12 protein-coding genes and 5 tRNA genes are annotated in these 17425 nt (G+C 70.3%); 7 read left to right on the top strand and 10 right to left on the bottom strand.

What is annotated here, in order from left to right; genetic code table 11:
• The first annotated feature begins 41 nt into the window (after positions 1-41).
• Positions 42-1121, top strand: coding sequence for a phosphoribosylformylglycinamidine cyclo-ligase (gene purM, locus ACFYX4_RS26445; RefSeq protein WP_389338199.1), 1080 nt, complete (start codon positions 42-44; stop codon positions 1119-1121).
• Positions 1122-1190: 69 nt separating this feature from the next.
• Here purM and ACFYX4_RS26450 read toward each other — a convergent pair whose 3' ends face one another.
• Positions 1191-1445, bottom strand: coding sequence for a DUF3073 domain-containing protein (locus tag ACFYX4_RS26450; protein WP_389338202.1), 255 nt, complete (start codon positions 1443-1445; stop codon positions 1191-1193).
• 373 nt (positions 1446-1818) lie between these two features.
• The gene (locus ACFYX4_RS26455; RefSeq protein ID WP_389338205.1) at positions 1819-2919 is read right to left on the bottom strand and encodes a Leu/Phe/Val dehydrogenase; all 1101 of its coding nucleotides are present in this window, start codon (positions 2917-2919) and stop codon (positions 1819-1821) included.
• 241 nt (positions 2920-3160) lie between these two features.
• Here ACFYX4_RS26455 and ACFYX4_RS26460 point away from each other — a divergent pair, with 241 nt between their 5' ends.
• Both ACFYX4_RS26460 and bldC read left to right on the top strand, forming a co-directional pair.
• Positions 3161-4003, top strand: coding sequence for a hypothetical protein (locus ACFYX4_RS26460; RefSeq protein WP_389338208.1), 843 nt, complete (start codon positions 3161-3163; stop codon positions 4001-4003).
• 567 nt (positions 4004-4570) lie between these two features.
• Entirely contained in the window at positions 4571-4777 is a 207-nt protein-coding gene (gene bldC / locus ACFYX4_RS26465; protein ID WP_003949541.1) for a developmental transcriptional regulator BldC, read from the top strand.
• A 486-nt stretch (positions 4778-5263) separates the two neighbouring features.
• Here the strand turns inward: bldC and ACFYX4_RS26470 are convergent, their stop codons facing one another.
• The 8 genes from ACFYX4_RS26470 to ACFYX4_RS26505 all read right to left on the bottom strand — a co-directional run bounded on the left by ACFYX4_RS26470 (position 5264) and on the right by ACFYX4_RS26505 (position 13378).
• The gene (locus tag ACFYX4_RS26470) at positions 5264-5509 is read right to left on the bottom strand and encodes a DUF6274 family protein (RefSeq protein WP_389338211.1); all 246 of its coding nucleotides are present in this window, start codon (positions 5507-5509) and stop codon (positions 5264-5266) included.
• A gap of 141 nt (positions 5510-5650) precedes the next feature.
• Positions 5651-5725 (bottom strand) — tRNA-Asp (locus ACFYX4_RS26475).
• A gap of 95 nt (positions 5726-5820) precedes the next feature.
• The gene (gene hrpA / locus ACFYX4_RS26480; protein ID WP_389338214.1) at positions 5821-9774 is read right to left on the bottom strand and encodes an ATP-dependent RNA helicase HrpA; all 3954 of its coding nucleotides are present in this window, start codon (positions 9772-9774) and stop codon (positions 5821-5823) included.
• A 136-nt stretch (positions 9775-9910) separates the two neighbouring features.
• Positions 9911-11131: an acyltransferase family protein gene (locus tag ACFYX4_RS26485; protein ID WP_389338217.1), complete on the bottom strand. Its 1221-nt coding sequence runs from the start codon at positions 11129-11131 to the stop codon at positions 9911-9913.
• A 240-nt stretch (positions 11132-11371) separates the two neighbouring features.
• Positions 11372-11445, bottom strand: a tRNA-Phe gene (locus ACFYX4_RS26490).
• 24 nt (positions 11446-11469) lie between these two features.
• Positions 11470-11544 (bottom strand) — tRNA-Asp (locus tag ACFYX4_RS26495).
• 37 nt (positions 11545-11581) lie between these two features.
• Positions 11582-11654: transfer RNA gene (locus ACFYX4_RS26500), tRNA-Glu, on the bottom strand.
• A gap of 206 nt (positions 11655-11860) precedes the next feature.
• The gene (locus ACFYX4_RS26505; protein ID WP_389338220.1) at positions 11861-13378 is read right to left on the bottom strand and encodes a metallophosphoesterase; all 1518 of its coding nucleotides are present in this window, start codon (positions 13376-13378) and stop codon (positions 11861-11863) included.
• Between the two features lie 84 nt (positions 13379-13462).
• Between ACFYX4_RS26505 and ACFYX4_RS26510 the strand changes: the two genes are divergently transcribed.
• The 4 genes from ACFYX4_RS26510 (at position 13463) to ACFYX4_RS26525 (ending at position 17295) form a co-directional block, all read left to right on the top strand.
• Positions 13463-13813 carry a metallopeptidase family protein gene (locus tag ACFYX4_RS26510; protein ID WP_389338223.1) on the top strand — a complete coding sequence of 117 codons (351 nt, stop codon included), beginning with the start codon at positions 13463-13465 and terminating at the stop codon, positions 13811-13813.
• A 144-nt stretch (positions 13814-13957) separates the two neighbouring features.
• Positions 13958-14494: a hypothetical protein gene (locus ACFYX4_RS26515; protein WP_389338226.1), complete on the top strand. Its 537-nt coding sequence runs from the start codon at positions 13958-13960 to the stop codon at positions 14492-14494.
• A 338-nt stretch (positions 14495-14832) separates the two neighbouring features.
• Positions 14833-16998 (top strand): DEAD/DEAH box helicase, encoded by a 2166-nt coding sequence (locus tag ACFYX4_RS26520; RefSeq protein WP_389338229.1) that lies wholly within the window; start codon positions 14833-14835, stop codon positions 16996-16998.
• 224 nt (positions 16999-17222) lie between these two features.
• Positions 17223-17295, top strand: a tRNA-Lys gene (locus ACFYX4_RS26525).
• The last annotated feature ends 130 nt before the right edge of the window (positions 17296-17425 follow it).

The following is a 17425-nucleotide window of genomic DNA, read 5'->3' on the forward strand; positions in this document are numbered from 1 at the left end:
CCCGTACCACCTGCCGTACGACACGAAGGTTCTCCTTAGCCATGTCTGAGACACCCATCGCCGAGGGCGGCGCCAGCTACGCAGCAGCGGGCGTCGACATCGACGCGGGCGACCGCGCCGTGGAGCTGATGAAGGAGTGGGTGAAGAAGACGCAGCGCCCCGAGGTCCTCGGCGGCCTCGGCGGTTTCGCCGGCCTCTTCGACGCCTCCGCCCTCAAGCGCTACGAGCGCCCGCTGCTCGCCTCCGCCACGGACGGCGTCGGCACCAAGGTGGACATCGCGCGCCGCCTCGGCGTCTACGACACCATCGGCCACGACCTGGTCGCCATGGTGATGGACGACATCGTGGTGTGCGGCGCGGAGCCGCTGTTCATGACCGACTACATCTGCGTCGGCAAGGTGCACCCCGAGCGGGTCGCCGCCATCGTCAAGGGCATCGCCGAGGGCTGTGTGCTGGCCGGCTGCGCCCTGGTCGGCGGCGAGACGGCCGAGCATCCGGGCCTGCTCGGCGAGGACGACTTCGACGTCGCCGGCGCCGGCACGGGCGTGGTGGAGGCCGACCGCCTGCTGGGCGCCGATCGCATCCGTACGGGTGACACGGTGATCGCCATGGCGGCCTCCGGCCTTCACTCGAACGGGTACTCCCTCGTCCGGCACGTCCTGCTGGACCAGGCCGGCCTGTCGCTGGAAGCGCGCGTCGAGGAGCTCGGCCGCACCCTCGGCGAGGAACTCCTGGAGCCGACGAAGATCTACTCGCTCGACTGCCTGGCGCTCACCCGCACCACCGACGTCCACGCCTTCTCGCACATCACCGGCGGGGGCCTCGCGGCCAACCTCGCCCGGGTCGTCCCGGACGGGCTGCACGCGGTCGTCGACCGCTCCACCTGGACCCCGGCCCCGGTCTTCGACCTCGTCGGCAGGACCGGCCGAGTCGAGCGGCTGGAGCTGGAGAAGACCCTGAACATGGGCGTCGGCATGATGGCGGTCGTCCCGGCGGAGTCGACCGACGTGGCCCTGGCGACGCTGGCCGACCGCGGGGTCGACGCCTGGGTCGCCGGTGAGATCACCGAGCGCGGCGAGCACACCACCGGGGCGGAACTCGTCGGGGACTACGCCGGCTGAAACCCCGCACGCAGCACAAGACCCGGTCGGTGACCGAAGTCACCGACCGGGTGAGTGCTCAATGCAAGGTCAAGCGCCGCGACGGTGTTGTTGATGCGAGGAGTCCTCGTCCTCGTCATCGTCGTCGTCCCCGTACAGCTCGGCGTACCGGGCGTACGGGTCGTCGTCTTGCTCATCGTCCTCGAACGGCTCGCCATTCGGCGGCATGTTCGATGGCGATGCGCCCAGCTCTTCGGCCAGGCGTGAGAGATCCGTCCCGCCGCTGTTGTACTTCAGCTGGCGGGCGACCTTCGCTTGCTTGGCCTTGGCCCGGCCGCGCCCCATGGCTCGACCCCCTCAACGACGGGGCTCGACGGCCCCAGAGTCTTGACACGCGTTCATGATCCGGAACGGACTCTCCGCAGAGAGGCCGGTCCGTAGGGCTTCCACGGTACCTGAGCCCGCACCCATACGGTACGTCGCCCGTGGCACGCGCGTGTGCACAGAGCCTTCGAGGCGCCCCGTCCTCGCTGGTCAGTGGCGATTTTAACCACTTATCGGCGGCCGACCCGCCGGGAAGAGTGAGAGTTCTCTCCAACTTTCCACCCGGCGGTACCGGCCAAACCCTTTGGAGGGGCCCCGGGCCCTCAGCGGAACCCTGCCCTCCGGCCCGTCGGCCGACGCGCCGTCGGGCTCGCCGGCGGGCCCGGCTCCCGGCTCACCGGCCGCGTGCCCTGGCCGCCTCGTGCATCCGCTGCTCGGCGATCCGGTCGGCCGCCGCGGCCGGCGGAATCCCATCCTCCTTCGCACGTGCGAAGATTGCGAGCGTGGTGTCGTAGATCTTCGCGGCCTTTGCCTTGCACCGGTCGAAGTCGAAGCCGTGCAGCTCGTCGGCGACCTGGATGACCCCGCCGGCGTTCACCACGTAGTCCGGCGCGTAGAGGATCCCGCGGTCGGCGAGGTCCTTTTCGACGCCCGGGTGGGCGAGCTGGTTGTTGGCCGCGCCGCAGACCACCTCGGCGGTCAGCACGGGCACGGTGTCGTCGTCCAGGGCGCCGCCCAGCGCGCACGGGGCGTAGATCCCCAGCCCGTCGACCCGGATCAGCTCGTCGGTGTCCTTGACGGCGATCACGTCCCGGTGCCGCTCGGTGATCCGTCGCACGGCGTCCTCGCGCACATCCGTGACGAAGACCTCGGCGCCCTCCTTCACCAGGTGCTCCACCAGGTGGTGGCCGACCTTGCCGACACCCGCGATGCCGACCCGCTTCGCCCGCAGCGTCGGATCTCCCCACAGGTGCTGGGCGCTGGCCCGCATGCCCTGGTAGACGCCGAACGCGGTCAGGACGGAGGAGTCGCCCGCGCCGCCGTTCTCCGGGGACCGGCCGGTCGTCCAGCGGCACTCGCGCGCCACGACGTCCATGTCGGCGACATAGGTGCCGACGTCGCAGGCGGTCACATACCGCCCGCCGAGCGATGCCACGAAACGGCCGTACGCGAGCAACAGCTGTTCGGTCTTGATCGAGTCGGGATCGCCGATGATCACGGCCTTACCGCCGCCGTGGTCGAGACCGGCCATGGCGTTCTTGTACGACATCCCGCGCGCGAGGTTCAGCGCGTCGGCGACGGCCTCCGCCTCGTTCGCGTAGGGGTAGAAGCGGGTGCCGCCGAGGGCCGGGCCCAGAGCGGTGGAGTGGAGGGCGATGACGGCCTTGAGGCCGCTCGCACGGTCCTGGCAGAGCACGACTTGCTCATGACCCCCCTGGTCCGAGTGGAACAGGGTGTGCAGTACATCAGCGTGCGCGCCGGATACGTCGGTCACTGTGGTGACTCCTGGGTAACTAGCGGCGGGTGGGGACGGGGCTCCGTAGAGGTGGCGGGGCCTGTGGGATGAGGGTAGAGCCTGCACGGCCCGCTGATCGCCTGCTGTGCGGGATCCCGTTCTCCCTGGGCCCGGATCACCTTCTCCCGGAGTAAGGACGTGGGACGATTTGCATGTTTCCGGACCCTCGGCGGACGGATCCGCGAGGTTTCCCGGCCGGTGGGACGGGGAGGGAGGAGGCGTGCCCCAGGTGTCCTCGGTGATCGTCCCGTACGCGGCCTATCTGCGCGTGTACGAACCGCTGGCAGCCTTCCCCGAGCCGGAGCGCGGCCACTGGGCGCGCTACGCCCGCCGCGACGACCTCCCCTCCTGCCAGGACGAGCTGCGCCGCTCGCTGGCCGACCTGCTGCCCACCCCGCCGATCCCGGTGCCGGTGCACGAGAGCGGCGACGCCTTCGTGATCGACGTGGAGGGCGTGCTGTGCGTGTGCCCCTGGCGCACCCGGCTGCGCGGCTGGCAGGCGCTGGGGGAGCTGGGCGACGAACTGCCCGGCCCGGTCCTGGACGCGGTGCTGCCCCCGGTGGTCCGGCTCCAGGCCGCCCAGGACTACGAGCGCTGGCTGTCCCGCAACCCCGACGCCCGCCCCTGGATCCGCACCGCGACCTGGCAGATCCCGCTGAACTGGTTCGCGCTCGTCTCCGACGAGGAGCGCGAGTACGTGAAGGGCACCGCGGAGCTCGCGCCCGTGCTGCGCTACCGCACTCCGATGGTCCAGGCCCGGCGCCGGGTCGCCCGGTCCTTGCGGGCATTGAAGGACGCCCTGGACGAGGGGCCGCTGATCGAGGGCCTGGTGGACGTGGGCCGCTGGCTGGAGGAGTTCCACCCGCGCTCGCTGGTCGAGTTGGACTACGGCGGGCTGGTCCACACGCTGCCGGCCGGCGATCTGGAGGGCGACCGCTCGGCGGCGGACGTGGCCGAGGGTGTCGACGCCCTGCGCCGGGGCGACGGCGAGGCGGCGGGCGAGGCATACGGCAGGCTCGTGGAGCGGTGGCGGTCGGTGCGGGACCGGCGGTCCGCGAACTGACGGTGTGACAGACGCGACAGCGCCTGCGCCGTACCGAGCCCCTCCCCCAGTGACCTGCGTCACGGCCGTGAGCGGTCCAACAGCGTACGGTCAACCGCACTTCACGGAACGGACGGGGCGTAGGTCCCGATCCGGGCTTATGTCTCAAGGGTGACGGACCGCACGTACGCCGCCCTTGCGTCGCTTGCCCCTCCTCGTGTCAAAATAGGACAAGGAGTCCGGGGAGGGCTCCTTCCGTCCACTTGTGCTCCACCGTGGGGGGATTTCTCAGCATTGCACGCTTTGGGGGGTCTGATGCCTCCTGATCGCCATGTGACTGATCGTCACACTGGCGTGACTGTCCGCTATGGCATGGTCCATCGGCTTCCGTCGCCGATGAACACCTGGGGGGCAATTCCATCGGTTTGGCCGACGCGGCTGGACAGATGGTGTAGTTGTAGTGCCGAGGACAAGCCGTTCGTCCTATAACCGACTCGACTCGCGTCCGCCATTTCGGGCAACGCGGGTCAAGGTGCAGAATTTAGAGGAAAGAACCGAGAAGGTTCGGTTCTCCCGAGGAGGCCGCTCATGACCGCTCGCACCCCTGATGCTGAGCCGCTGCTGACCCCGGCTGAGGTCGCCACCATGTTCCGTGTGGACCCGAAGACGGTCACGCGGTGGGCGAAGGCCGGCAAGCTCACGTCGATCCGCACGCTCGGCGGACACCGCCGTTATCGCGAGGCTGAGGTCCGCGCACTGCTGGCGGGCATCCCGCAGCAGCGCAGCGAGGCCTGAACAACTGAATAGCCGGGCATAACGCCAGGTCCCCCAACCTGTCGAGACGCCCGAACCCTAGCTCCACACGACGCGGGTCCTGCCCCAACAGGCCCGTAGCCCACACGGTGCGTCGTCGATCGCGCTGGACTCCGCCGGGTCCAGCGCGATTCTTTTTGTGCTCCCGCGTCCGTTCGCCGGGCTCTGTCCTGGTGTATCAGGCGGCTCTGTGCGCGGCCTTGTCGGACTCTGGGGAGTCTCTGGGAAGGTTCGGGGGAGGGGTGAGCGGGGGGTGTGCGAGGGGCCTTCCGGAGTGGTGCAATTGCACATATTAAATTGACCAGTTGTAGGAGACTGGTAAGAACCCGGGTTTCGGAAACTCATGCGGTGACACCCGTCACATGCCACTGGCCTTGTTGCCGTCGTCCCAAGTGCGCTAGTGGAAGCGCTTGTTGTGTCGGCTCGGGGGTCGGTCCGGACGTCGGCTCAGGGTGTCAGTCCGTCCGGTCAGCCCGTCGGGGGCGCGCCGCTCCCGCCGGCCTCTTGCGCCTGAGCGTGCGTCTGGGCCTGAGTCCGGGCCTGAGTCTGAGCCCGCGTCTGTCCGGCTCCGGGGTCCCGTGGGGCGCCGTCCATCGCCAGGCGCAGCAGACGGTGGCAGATGGGGCAGTGACGGGTCAGATGCCGGTAGGACGACGCGGCCGACAGATGGGCGCGGAGCAGCGCCCGCGTCTCGTGCCTGACCGATGCCGCCATACGCCACCTCCAGCGGCACCGCGCGCACGGCGATGCCCTGAACTCTGGGGTACCCAGCGAAAGTGACGCCGTCAAGGGAGCGGGACGTCCGCGCACACGAAGAAGGCCCGCCCCTCGCGAGGGGCGGGCCTTCTTCTCCGGCGGTCCTGACGGGATTTGAACCCGCGGCCTCCACCTTGACAGGGTGGCGAGCACTCCAAACTGCTCCACAGGACCAGGTTTCGCGGCACTTGTTGTTGCGTCGTGCTGCGAAACGAGACTCTACAGGAGGCTGGCCCGCCTGGTCGAACTCACCCTGCGTGCGCGGGCCGTCACGGTACGGCCGCGTCGATCGCCTTCACGATCCGCTTGTCGGAGACGGGGTACGCCGTGCCCAGCGCGTGGGCGAAATAGCTGACCCGGAGCTCCTCGATCATCCAGCGGATGTCCAGGACCGAGGCCGGCACCGGGCGGCCCTTGGGCAGCTGCTCCAGCAGCCAGGCGTACTCGTCCCGCATCTCGTGGACCTTCTCCATGCGGGTGGTGTCCCGCTGGACGTTGGTCGGCATCTGCTGGAGCCGCCGGTCCACGGCCACCAGATACCGCATCAGGTCCGGCAGCCGGCGCAGCCCCGCCTGCGTCACGAAGCCGGGCCGTACGAGCGCGTCCAACTGCCCCCGCACGTCCGTGAGGTTCGCCAGCAGCGAGGGGCTGCGCACGCCCTTCAGCCGGCGCTCACAGGCCTGCCAGGCGGCCAGCACCTGCTCCACCTGCCCGACCGCCCGCACGGTCGTGTCGACGATCTCCGCGCGCACCTTGTCGTACAGCTTCCGGTACGACTCCTCGTCCCACACCGGCCCGCCGAAGTCGCCGATCAGCTTGTCCGCCGCCGCCATCGCACAGTCGTCGAACAGCGCCTGGATCGAACCGTGCGGATTCGCGGACAGCGCCAGCTTCTGAGCGTTCGTCAGCCTCTCGGAGGCGAACTTCGCCGGGTTGACCGGGATGGTGCGCACGATGAGGCGGCGCGTGCCCTTCCACATCGCCTCCGTCTGCTCCGCCTCCGTGTCGAAGAGCCGCACGGAGACCGTGTTCTTCTCCGGCCCGTCGTCGACCAGCGCCGGATACGCCTTCACCGGCTGGCCCGCGCGGCGGGTCTCGAAGACGCGGGTGAGCGCGCCGATCGTCCAGTCCGTCAGCCCCGACCGCTCCAGCGACTCGCCGCCCTGCCGCTCGGCGGTGGCCGCGGCGGCCTGCGAGAGGGCCTGGCGTGCCTTCGGCTTCAGCCGGAGCTTCAGCGCCTCCAGGTCCTTGTCCTCGGCGAGCTTGCGGCGCCGCTCGTCGACGATCCGGAAGGTGATCTTCAGATGGTCGGGGACCTTCGACCAGTCGAAGTCCTCGGCGTCGAAGGGCACGCCGACCATGCGCTTGAGGTCACGCGTCATGGCCGCGGTGAGCGGCTCCTGCGACGGCGCCGCCTGGTCGAGGAACCGCCGCGCGAAGTTCGGCGCCGGCACGTAGTGGCGGCGGATCGGCTTCGGCAGCGAGCGGATCAGCTCGGTGACGACCTCTTCCCGCAGGCCCGGGATCTGCCAGTCGAAGCCCTCGTCGACGACCTGGTTGAGGACCTGGAGCGGGATGTGGACGGTCACGCCGTCCGCGTCCGCGCCCGGCTCGAACTGGTACGTGACCCGGAACGTCAGCTGCCCCTGCCGCCAGGAGTCCGGATAGTCGGCCTTGGTGACCGCCTCCGCCGACTCCCGGATGAGCATCTCCCGCTCGAAGTCCAGGAAGTCGGGCTGCTCGTGCCGCTTGTGCTTCCACCAGGAGTCGAAGTGGGCGCCCGAGACCACGTGCTCGGGCACCCGCTGGTCGTAGAAGTCGAACAGGGTGTCGTCGTCGACCACGATGTCCCGGCGCCGCGCCCGGTGCTCCAGCTCCTCGACCTCGCTGAGGAGCTTGCGGTTGTCGGCGTAGAACTTGTGGTGCGTGCGCCAGTCGCCCTCCACGAGCGCGTTGCGAAGGAAAAGCTCGCGGCTCACCTCGGGGTCGACCCGGCCGTAGTTGATCTTCCGCTGGGCGACGATCGGCACGCCGTACAGCGTGACCTTCTCGAACGCCATCACCGCCGCCTGGTCCTTCTCCCAGTGCGGCTCGCTGTACGTCCGCTTCAGCAGATGCCCGGCGAGCGGCTCGACCCACTCGGGCTCGATCTTGGCGTTGACGCGGGCCCACAGCCGGCTCGTCTCCACCAGCTCCGCCGACATCACGAACCGCGGCTGCTTCTTGAAGAGCGCCGAGCCCGGGAAGATCGCGAACTTGGCGCTGCGGGCGCCGAGATACTCGTTCTTGTTGCCGTCCTTCACGTCCTTCATCCCGATGTGGGAGAGAAGGCCGGCGAGGAGGGAGACATGGACGCCGTCGCCGGAGGCGTCCTGTTCGTTGAGGTGGATGCCCATCTGCTTGGCGACCGTGCGCAACTGCGTGTAGATGTCCTGCCATTCGCGGATGCGCAGGAAGTTGAGGTACTCCTGCTTGCACATCCGGCGGAAGGACGACGAGCCGCGCTCGCGCTGCTGCTCCCGCACGTACCGCCACAGGTTGAGGTAGGCGAGGAAGTCGCTGGTCTCGTCCTTGAAGCGGGCGTGCTGCTGGTCGGCCTGGGTCTGCTTGTCGGCCGGGCGCTCGCGCGGGTCCTGGATGGAGAGCGCGGCGGCTATGACCATGACCTCGCGGGCGCAGCCGTTCTTGTCGGCCTCCAGGACCATCCGGGCCAGGCGCGGGTCGACCGGCAGCTGGGCCAGCTTGCGGCCGGTCTGCGTGAGCCGCTTGCGCGGGTCCTTCTGGGCCGGGTCGAGCGCGCCCAGCTCCTGGAGGAGCTGCACGCCGTCACGGATGTTGCGGTGGTCCGGCGGGTCGATGAAGGGGAACTTCTCGATGTCGCCGAGGCCGGCCGCGGTCATCTGGAGGATGACGGAGGCCAGGTTCGTCCGGAGGATCTCCGCGTCGGTGAACTCCGGGCGGGCGAGGAAGTCGTCCTCGCTGTAGAGCCGGATGCAGACACCGTCGCTGGTCCGCCCGCAGCGGCCCTTGCGCTGGTTGGCGCTGGCCTGGCTGATCGGCTCGATGGGCAGCCGCTGCACCTTGGTGCGGTGGCTGTAGCGGCTGATACGGGCGAAGCCCGGGTCGATGACGTACTTGATGCCCGGGACGGTCAGGGACGTCTCCGCGACGTTCGTCGCCAGAACGATCCTGCGTCCGGTGTGCGCCTGGAAGACCCGGTGCTGCTCGGCGTGCGAGAGCCGCGCGTAGAGAGGAAGCACCTCCGTGAATCTGTACTTCTTCTTCTCCAGCGCGTCGGCGGTGTCGCGGATCTCCCGCTCGCCGGAGAGGAAGACCAGGATGTCGCCCTTGCCCTCGGCCTGGAGCTCCTCGACGGCATCGCAGATCGCGGTGATCTGGTCGCGGTCGGCGTCCTCGGAATCCTCTTCGAGCAGCGGCCGGTAACGGACCTCCACCGGATACGTCCGCCCGCTGACCTCGACGATCGGGGCGTCCCCGAAGTGCCGGGAGAACCGCTCGGGGTCGATGGTCGCCGAGGTGATGACGACCTTGAGGTCGGGACGGCGGGGGAGCAGCTGGGCCAGGTAGCCCAGCAGGAAGTCGATGTTGAGGGACCGCTCGTGGGCCTCGTCGATGATGATCGTGTCGTAGGCGCGCAGCTCGCGGTCGGTCTGGATCTCCGCGAGGAGGATGCCGTCCGTCATCAGCTTCACGAAGGTGGCGTCCGGGTTCACCTGGTCGGTGAACCGCACCTTCCAGCCGACCGCCTCGCCGAGCGGCGTCCGCAGCTCCTCGGCGACGCGCTCCGCGACCGTCCGGGCGGCGATACGGCGGGGCTGGGTGTGCCCGATCATCCCGCGGACGCCCCGGCCCAGCTCCATGCAGATCTTCGGGATCTGCGTGGTCTTGCCGGACCCGGTCTCGCCCGCGACGATCACGACCTGGTGATCGCGGATGGCGGCCGCGATCTCGTCCTTCTTCTGGCTGACCGGCAGTTGCTCGGGGTAGGTCACGGCGGGGACGCGGTCACGCCGCGCCCCCATCCGTTCCTCGGCCTGCGCGACCTCGGCCTCGATCTCGGCCAGAACGGCGGCCCGGGCCTCCGGCTTACGGATCTTGCGCGCACCTTCGAGCCTGCGCCCGAGCCGGTGCGCGTCGCGCAGGGACAGCTCGGTCAGGCGGGGGGCGAGGGCGCCGAGGGCGGGGGCAGGGTGCGTAGACATACGCGGTCCAGGATCTCATCCCGGGGAAAAACGTGGCGAACGTTTTTGCCGGGGGCCTGCGCGTGCCCTGTGGACCGGTGCCCGGCGTGCCTGGCGCGCCCGTCGCCGTGGACCTGGCGCGCCCGTCGCCCTGGGCTCAGCCCTGGCGTGATCCCGGGGTCGGAACCCGTGTCGCCGGCGTGAAGCGGGCCGTCTTGAGCCAGCGCCGCATGGCCGTGGCGATCGGCCGCTCGACGAAGCGGTGCACGACGTAGCAGAGCAGCACCAGGCCGATCACCGTGCCCACGATCAGCAGCCGGGGGTCGACCCGGTCGCCGAAGCGGTGGGCGATGGTCAGTCCGATGGGGCTGTGCAGCAGGTACAGCGGGAAGGTGAGGGTGCCCGCGACGCTCAGCCAGCGCCAGCGGATCCGGTGGGTCCAGCCCAGCGCGATCGCGGCGATCATGAAGAAGAACGCCGTGATCAACAGGACCAGCCAGCCGCGCCACGGCGACCACTCGTCCCAGCTGATCCGACCGCCGCCCGGCGTCAGCAGGAAGTGCAGCGCCAGCAGCCACTGCATGCCGACCACGCCCCACAGCAGCGGCGTCGGACGGAAGCGGTACATCAGGTAGAAGGCCATGCCGGCGATGAAGTACGGCGCGGACGGCGGGTTGACCACCAGCTTCAGCAGCGGGAGGTCCGCGGAGGGCGCGAGGACGGCGGCGACCGTCCACAGCCCGCCGAAGATCAGCACACGCTGGTAGGTGAGGCCCTTCCACACCACGACCGCGAAGGTGAGGTAGAAGCACAGCTCGGGCCAGAGCGTCCAGTACACCGAGTCCAGGTGCTCCACGCCCAGCGGCTTCTGGAGCATCGTGAGGTTCGCGAGGAAGACCCGCGGCTCGGTGGTCCCGAACGGCGCGCCGGCGAAGTAGATGCAGAACGCCGAGACCACGACGCCGATCCAGTACATCGGGTAGAGGCGGGTGACGCGGGAGATGAAGAAGTCCCGCGGGGTGCGGCCCCAGGCGCTCATGCAGATGACGAAGCCGCTGATCAGGAAGAACAGATCGACGCCGAGCCGACCGAAGGCGAAGATCGCGTGCGCGTCCGGGAAGATGTTCTCCGGCGTGCGGCCCCAGAGGGTGACCATCGTCTTCGGCTTCTGGCCGATGAAGTGGAAGAGCACGACCGCGAGCGCCGCCAGGAAACGCAGTCCGTCCAGCGCGGCCAGCCGTTCCCCGCCGCCCGACCGGGACACGATCACCTGTCCGGAGGAGGTCGACTGCGTCGGCAGCGCCTTCAGAGAGCCTGCTCCCTCACCCCCCTGGTCCGTGGTCATGTCGACCTGTCCCGTCCGGTGCGTAGTCGTCATCCCTCTACCGTTCGTAGGTGTCGTCTGTGGCCCTGCTGTGCCAGCCTGACAGTCTGACTGGCGGACGGATGGAAGGGTTGTGAGGACCCGGGGGAAAAAGTTCTGACGTCGTACCCTCCTGGGCCCACCCGCCCTGGCCGCTCGTACCCCGAGAAGCCCGGGAAGCCCGGGAAGCCCGGGAAGTCCGAGAGCCGCGAAAAAGCGGAAGCCCCGTCCGCGAGGGACAGGGCTTCCGGGCTGTGGCTGGGGCCGGGGTCGAACCGGCGACCTTCCGCTTTTCAGGCGGACGCTCGTACCAACTGAGCTACCCAGCCACGAGGTTTCACGTGAAACCTCAGCGGTCCTGACGGGATTTGAACCCGCGGCCTCCACCTTGACAGGGTGGCGAGCACTCCAAACTGCTCCACAGGACCAAGCGTTGTGTACGACAGTGTCGCACACGGTGTTGCGTGCCCCCAACGGGATTCGAACCCGTGCTACCGCCTTGAAAGGGCGGCGTCCTAGGCCGCTAGACGATGAGGGCGGACTAACTTCTACCGCTGCTTCATCTGAGCGTCCCTGGAGACGTGAGAAGCATGTGACTCCGCTTTCCCCCGAAGGGTTCCGCTTCTCCTTCATCCCTCTCGGGATTCGGGACGGTCAAGCCCTGACCGCTGCCCTCGGGCACGACGTGACTGTACTACGGCGTTCGGGCCGGGATCAAACCAGATAGGCGGAGCGGCCCTGGGCTCACTGAGAAGCGCCCGGCGTGCTCGGGGTGACAGCCGCGCCCGGTCGGTTCTCCTCCGGCAGGTGGCGGCTGACCTCGGCCGTCGTCAGGCCGAGACCGCCGAGTCGGATCTCGTCCCAGGCCTGGAGGCGGCGCGTGTCGCGGTCGAAGTAGAGGATCGACGCCTCGATCGGGTCGGGGTACTTGCCCTCGACGGCGCGCAGTCCGCTGCCGCCCGTGGAGCCCTCGACGCGCAGCCGGGTGCCCTTCTTCAGGATCTCCATCTCCTCGCGGTGGATGTGGCCGGCCAGGACGAGGGGCACTTCGCCGTCGGTCTGCACGGCGGCGGCGGGCTCGTGGGCGACGGCCACGTCGACGGGTGTGCCGGCGGTCCGCTGGGCGCGGAGCGCCTCCGCGAGACGGGCGCCCGCCGCCTCCTGCACGCCCTCGCCGCCCTGCACGGTCGAGCGGTCGGGGGTGAACTGCGGATCGCCGATGCCGGCGAAGCGCAGGCCCGCGAGGGTCACGGCGCGGCCGTCGTCGAGGACGTGGACGTTCTTGACGCCCTCCAGATAGCGCTGGGTGGTCGTCGAGTCGTGGTTGCCGCGGACCCAGACGTAGGGCGCGCCGAGGTTGGCGATGGGGTCCAGGAAGCCGTTCTCGGCCGCGGTGCCGTGGTCCATGGTGTCGCCGGAGTCGACGATGACGTCGACGTCGTACTGCTCGACCAGGGAGGCGATGATCTTCCAGCTCGCCGGGTTGAGGTGGATGTCGGACACGTGCAGCACCCGGACGGTGGTGGGGTCCGGCTGGTAGGCCGGGAGGGTGGAGGTGACGTCGTAGAGCTTGGTCACGTTGGTGACCAGCCGGGCCAGTTCCTTCTGGTAGACGTCGAACTCGGTGACGATGCTGCGGGCGTTGCCGACCAGGGACGGGGCCGAGGAGAGCAGGCCCGAGAAGCGGGGTTCGAGGACCGACTTGGGGTTCCAGGTGGCGTACGCGGTGGCGCCCGAGGCGGTGAGCAGCGCGAGGGCGAGGCCGCCGGCGGCGAGTGCGCGGCGGGGGCGCCGGTAGACGGCGAGGCCGAGGGCGGTGGCGCCGGTGACGACGGCGACGCAGGAGCGGACGGCGAGGTCGAGGGTGCCGTGCTCGACGTCGTGGGCGATCTCGTCCTGGAGGCCGGAGAGGCGCTCGGGGTGGTCGACGAGGGCCTGGGCGCGGGCCGGGTCGAGCTGGTCGACGTTGACGTCCAGGCGGACGGGAGCGGTGTGGCTGTCCAGGTGCAGGGCGCCCAACGGGGAGACGTTGATCTTGGTGCCGCCGGTGGCGGAGGGGCGCAGGGTCATCGTCGTGTTCATGGGTCCGACGGGGGCGCTGACGTTCCCGACGATCAGCAGACCGAGCCAGGCGCCGAGCAGGACGACGGCGGTGAGGCCGAGGGCCCGGGTCCAGGGGTGGGGGCGGGCGGCGAGTTCGGGGGTGGTGCGGGAGCCGGACTTGCCGGTGCGGGAGCGGAGGGGGACGCGGGCGCGGACCATTCGTCGCGTATGCCCAAGCGCGCGTCGGGATATGCGGGCCGTTCGCACCCCCCGTACGGCGGTGTCGTACCGGAGAATGGGCCTGTGCTGGAGATGACGCGCGAGGAGTTCGAGGAACTGGTCGCCGAGGCGCTGGACCGGATTCCGCCGGAGTTGACGCGGCTGATGGACAACGTCGCGGTGTTCGTCGAGGACGAGCCGCCCGCGGACGATCCCGAGCTGCTCGGGTTGTACGAGGGGACTCCGCTGACCGATCGCGGCGAGTGGTACGCGGGGGTGCTGCCGGACCGGATCACGATCTACCGGGGGCCGACGCTGCGGATGTGCGCGACGCGGGAGGAGGTCGTCGAGGAGACCGAGGTGACCGTGGTGCACGAGATCGCGCATCACTTCGGGATCGACGACGCGCGGCTGCACGCGCTCGGGTACGGGTGAGGTGAGCGGCTGAGGCGTGCGGCTGGGGCTGAGGCGTGCGGCGGCTGGGGCGAGTGGCGGCGGCCGGGGCCGCGGGCCGCGTGTCCTCCTGCGGGCGACGGGAGTTGGTGTGGTTGACTCCCGCGTCTTCCCCGGAGGTGGCCCGTGCGCCGCTTGTACCTACCCCTTCGCCTGGCCGCCACGGTCCTGGTCGTCGCAGCGGCCGCCGGTTGCATGAGCGTGGGTGACGACGAGGGCGGCCGGGCCGAGCCCTCGCACTCGGCGGGTCAGCGGGGCGACGAGGCGGCCGAGGACGGGCCCGGAGGGTCGGGCGGCGGATACGGGTACGGCACGGCGGGCGGCGACGGCAAGCACGGGCGGGGCGAGGGCGGGAAGAAGGGCAAGCCGGGCGCGTCGGCGGCCCCGTCGGCGTCGGCCTCGCCCAGGGCGAGCGCGCAGCCGTCGACGGGGGCGCAGCCGGGGCAGCCCGGACGGAGCGAGAAGCCGGGCGTGCCGGAGCCGCCGAAGGAGGAGCCGACGCCCACGCGCCCCGCCGATCCGCAGACGCCTCCGCCGCCGGAGCCCCCCGCGCCGTCCGTGCCGGAGCCGACGGTCGCTGAGCCGTCGTCGTCGGCGCACGAGGAGCCGGCGCCGCAGCTGGTGGAGCGCGAACCGGTGCCGGAGGCGGGACTGCCCGCGTAGGGGGTGGTGCGGGGACGGGCCGCGACCTCAAGGGGCCGCGGTGGGAAGGGCGTTGAGGTACGGCGCGTGGGCCCGCGCGAGCTGCGTGCCGCCCCCGTCCTGATGCGTACGGCTGTGCCGTATGTGACGTAGGTCTACCGGGCTCGGTTTGCCTTCAGGGGTGCAGGGTGCGTATGGTGGTAGATCGTTTGATCCCATTTGCCCGGCGCCACCGCAGAGCGCGCCGTGTGGCGCGTACTCTCCCTTGCCGTGGCGGCGGACCGCATAGAGGCGGTCGTAATGCGAACACGGAGTTGACGGGCGCGTGCCGACGAGACTCCGGAAGGTTTCGCATTCGCATGTCCATTTCCAGTACTGATCACGCCGTCGTGCCCGAGAACGTCGAGGCTGACCTCGTGAACGACGAGGCCGTCGAGACGGTCGACGCGGCCGACGCCGTCGACACCGACGAGACGCCCGAGGCGACCTTCGCGGACCTCGGTCTGCCCGAGGGCGTCGTGCGCAAGCTCGCACAGAACGGCGTGACCACCCCCTTCCCGATCCAGGCGGCGACCATCCCGGACGCCCTGGCCGGCAAGGACATCCTCGGCCGCGGCCGCACCGGCTCCGGCAAGACCCTCTCCTTCGGTCTGCCGACCCTGGCCACGCTGGCCGGCGGCCGCACCGAGCGCAAGAAGCCGCGCGCGGTCATCCTGACCCCGACCCGCGAGCTGGCCATGCAGGTCGCGGACGCGCTCCAGCCGTACGGCGACGTCCTCGGCCTGAAGATGAAGGTCGTCTGCGGCGGTACCTCGATGGGCAACCAGATCTACGCCCTCGAGCGCGGCGTCGACATCCTGGTCGCCACCCCGGGCCGTCTGCGCGACATCATCAACCGCGGCGCCTGCTCGCTCGAGGACGTGCAGATCGCCGTCCTCGACGAGGCCGACCAGATGTCCGACCTGGGCTTCATGCCCGAGGTGACGGAGCTGCTCGACCAGGTCCCGTCGGGCGGTCAGCGCATGCTGTTCTCCGCGACCATGGAGAACGAGATCAAGACCCTGGTCGACCGGTACCTGAAGGACCCGGTCAGCCACGAGGTCGACGCCGCCCAGGGCGCGGTGACGACCATGTCGCACCACATCCTGATCGTGAAGCCCAAGGACAAGGCGCCGGTCACGGCCGCGATCGCCTCCCGCAAGGGCCGCACCATCATCTTCGTCCGCACCCAGCTGGGCGCCGACCGGGTCGCCGAGCAGCTGCGCGAGGCGGGCGCGAAGGCCGACGCGCTGCACGGCGGCATGACCCAGGGCGCGCGGACGCGGACGCTGGCCGACTTCAAGGACGGCTACGTCAACGTCCTGGTCGCCACGGACGTGGCGGCTCGCGGCATCCACGTCGACGGCATCGACCTGGTGCTCAATGTCGACCCGGCCGGCGACCACAAGGACTACCTGCACCGCGCGGGCCGCACGGCGCGCGCCGGCCGCACGGGCACGGTCGTCTCCCTCTCCCTGCCGCACCAGCGCCGTCAGATCTTCCGTCTGATGGAGGACGCGGGCGTCGACGCCGGGCGTCACATCATCCAGGGCGGCGCCGCCTTCGACCCGGAGGTCGCCGAGATCACCGGCGCCCGCTCGATGACGGAGGTCCAGGCCGAGTCCGCCGGGAACGCCGCCCAGCAGGCCGAGCGCGAGGTCGCCCACCTCTCCAAGCAGCTGGAGCGCGCGACGCGTCGTGCGAGCGAGCTGCGCGAGGAGGCCGACCGGCTGGTCGCCCGCGTCGCCCGTGAGCGCGGCGAGGACCCGGAGGCCGCGGTGGCCGAGGCGCAGGCGGCGGCCGTCGAGACCGTCGAGGCGGCGGTCGCGGCCGAGGTGTCCGTGCCGGAGCAGCCGGCCGCGCGGGACATCGACCGGAGCGAGCGCGGTGGCCGTTCGTTCGAGCGTCGTGACGACCGTGGTGGCCGTTCCTTCGAGCGCCGCGACGACCGCGGCGGCTTCAACCGGGACCGCGACCGGGACCGGGACCGTGACCGTGGTTTCAACCGCGATGACCGTGGCGGCCGTTCGTTCGAGCGCCGTGACGACCGTGGCGGCCGTTCCTTCGAGCGCCGCGACGACCGGCCCGGCTTCAACCGTGACCGCGACCGGGACCGCGACCGTGACCGTGGCGGCCGTTCCTTCGAGCGCCGCGACGACCGGCCCGGCTTCAACCGCGACCGTGACCGGGACCGCGACCGCAACTTCAACCGCGATGACCGTGGCGGCCGTTCGTTCGAGCGTCGCGACGACCGTGGCGGCCGTTCCTTCGAGCGCCGTGACGACCGGGGCGGCTTCCGCGGCCGTGACGAGCGTGGCGGCCACCGCGGCAGCGACCGTCCGTTCAACCGCGACCGCCGCGACGACCGCCCGGGCTTCCGCACCGGCGGCCACGACCGCCCGTACGGCCGCCGCGACGACCACCGAGGCGGCAACTCCTCCTTCGGCCGCCGCGAGGACAAGCCCCGCTGGAAGCGCAACGGCTGAACAGCCTGAGGCCGACTGAGACCGGCCGAAGCCTCCAAGGGCCCCGTGACACGAACTGTCACGGGGCCCTTCGCCGTTCTCGGCGGTACCGAGAGCGGTACCGAGAGACGACCGAAACGCCCGATCCGCGGCCCTTCCCACCCCCTGACAGGGCCGTGTCCCCGATACCCGATCGGAGACGCGGCCTCGTCCGGCTATGCTCGTGGAGGCAGCAACATCGCCTGGGGCCCTTAGCTCAATTGGCAGAGCAGTGGACTTTTAATCCATTGGTTGTGGGTTCGAGTCCCACAGGGCCTACCGGAACGCCCCCAGCTCGCACGTCGTCGAGCTGGGGGCGTGTCGTTTTTCTGGCCTCACTCCTCCGAGTGAACCGGTGTTGTGCCTCGGTGCCTGAAACAGGCCCCTGAGGTGGCCTCGTCGTTTTTCG

It is taken from the genome of Streptomyces sp. NPDC002328, from assembly GCF_042890065.1.
Lineage (GTDB): Bacteria > Actinomycetota > Actinomycetes > Streptomycetales > Streptomycetaceae > Streptomyces.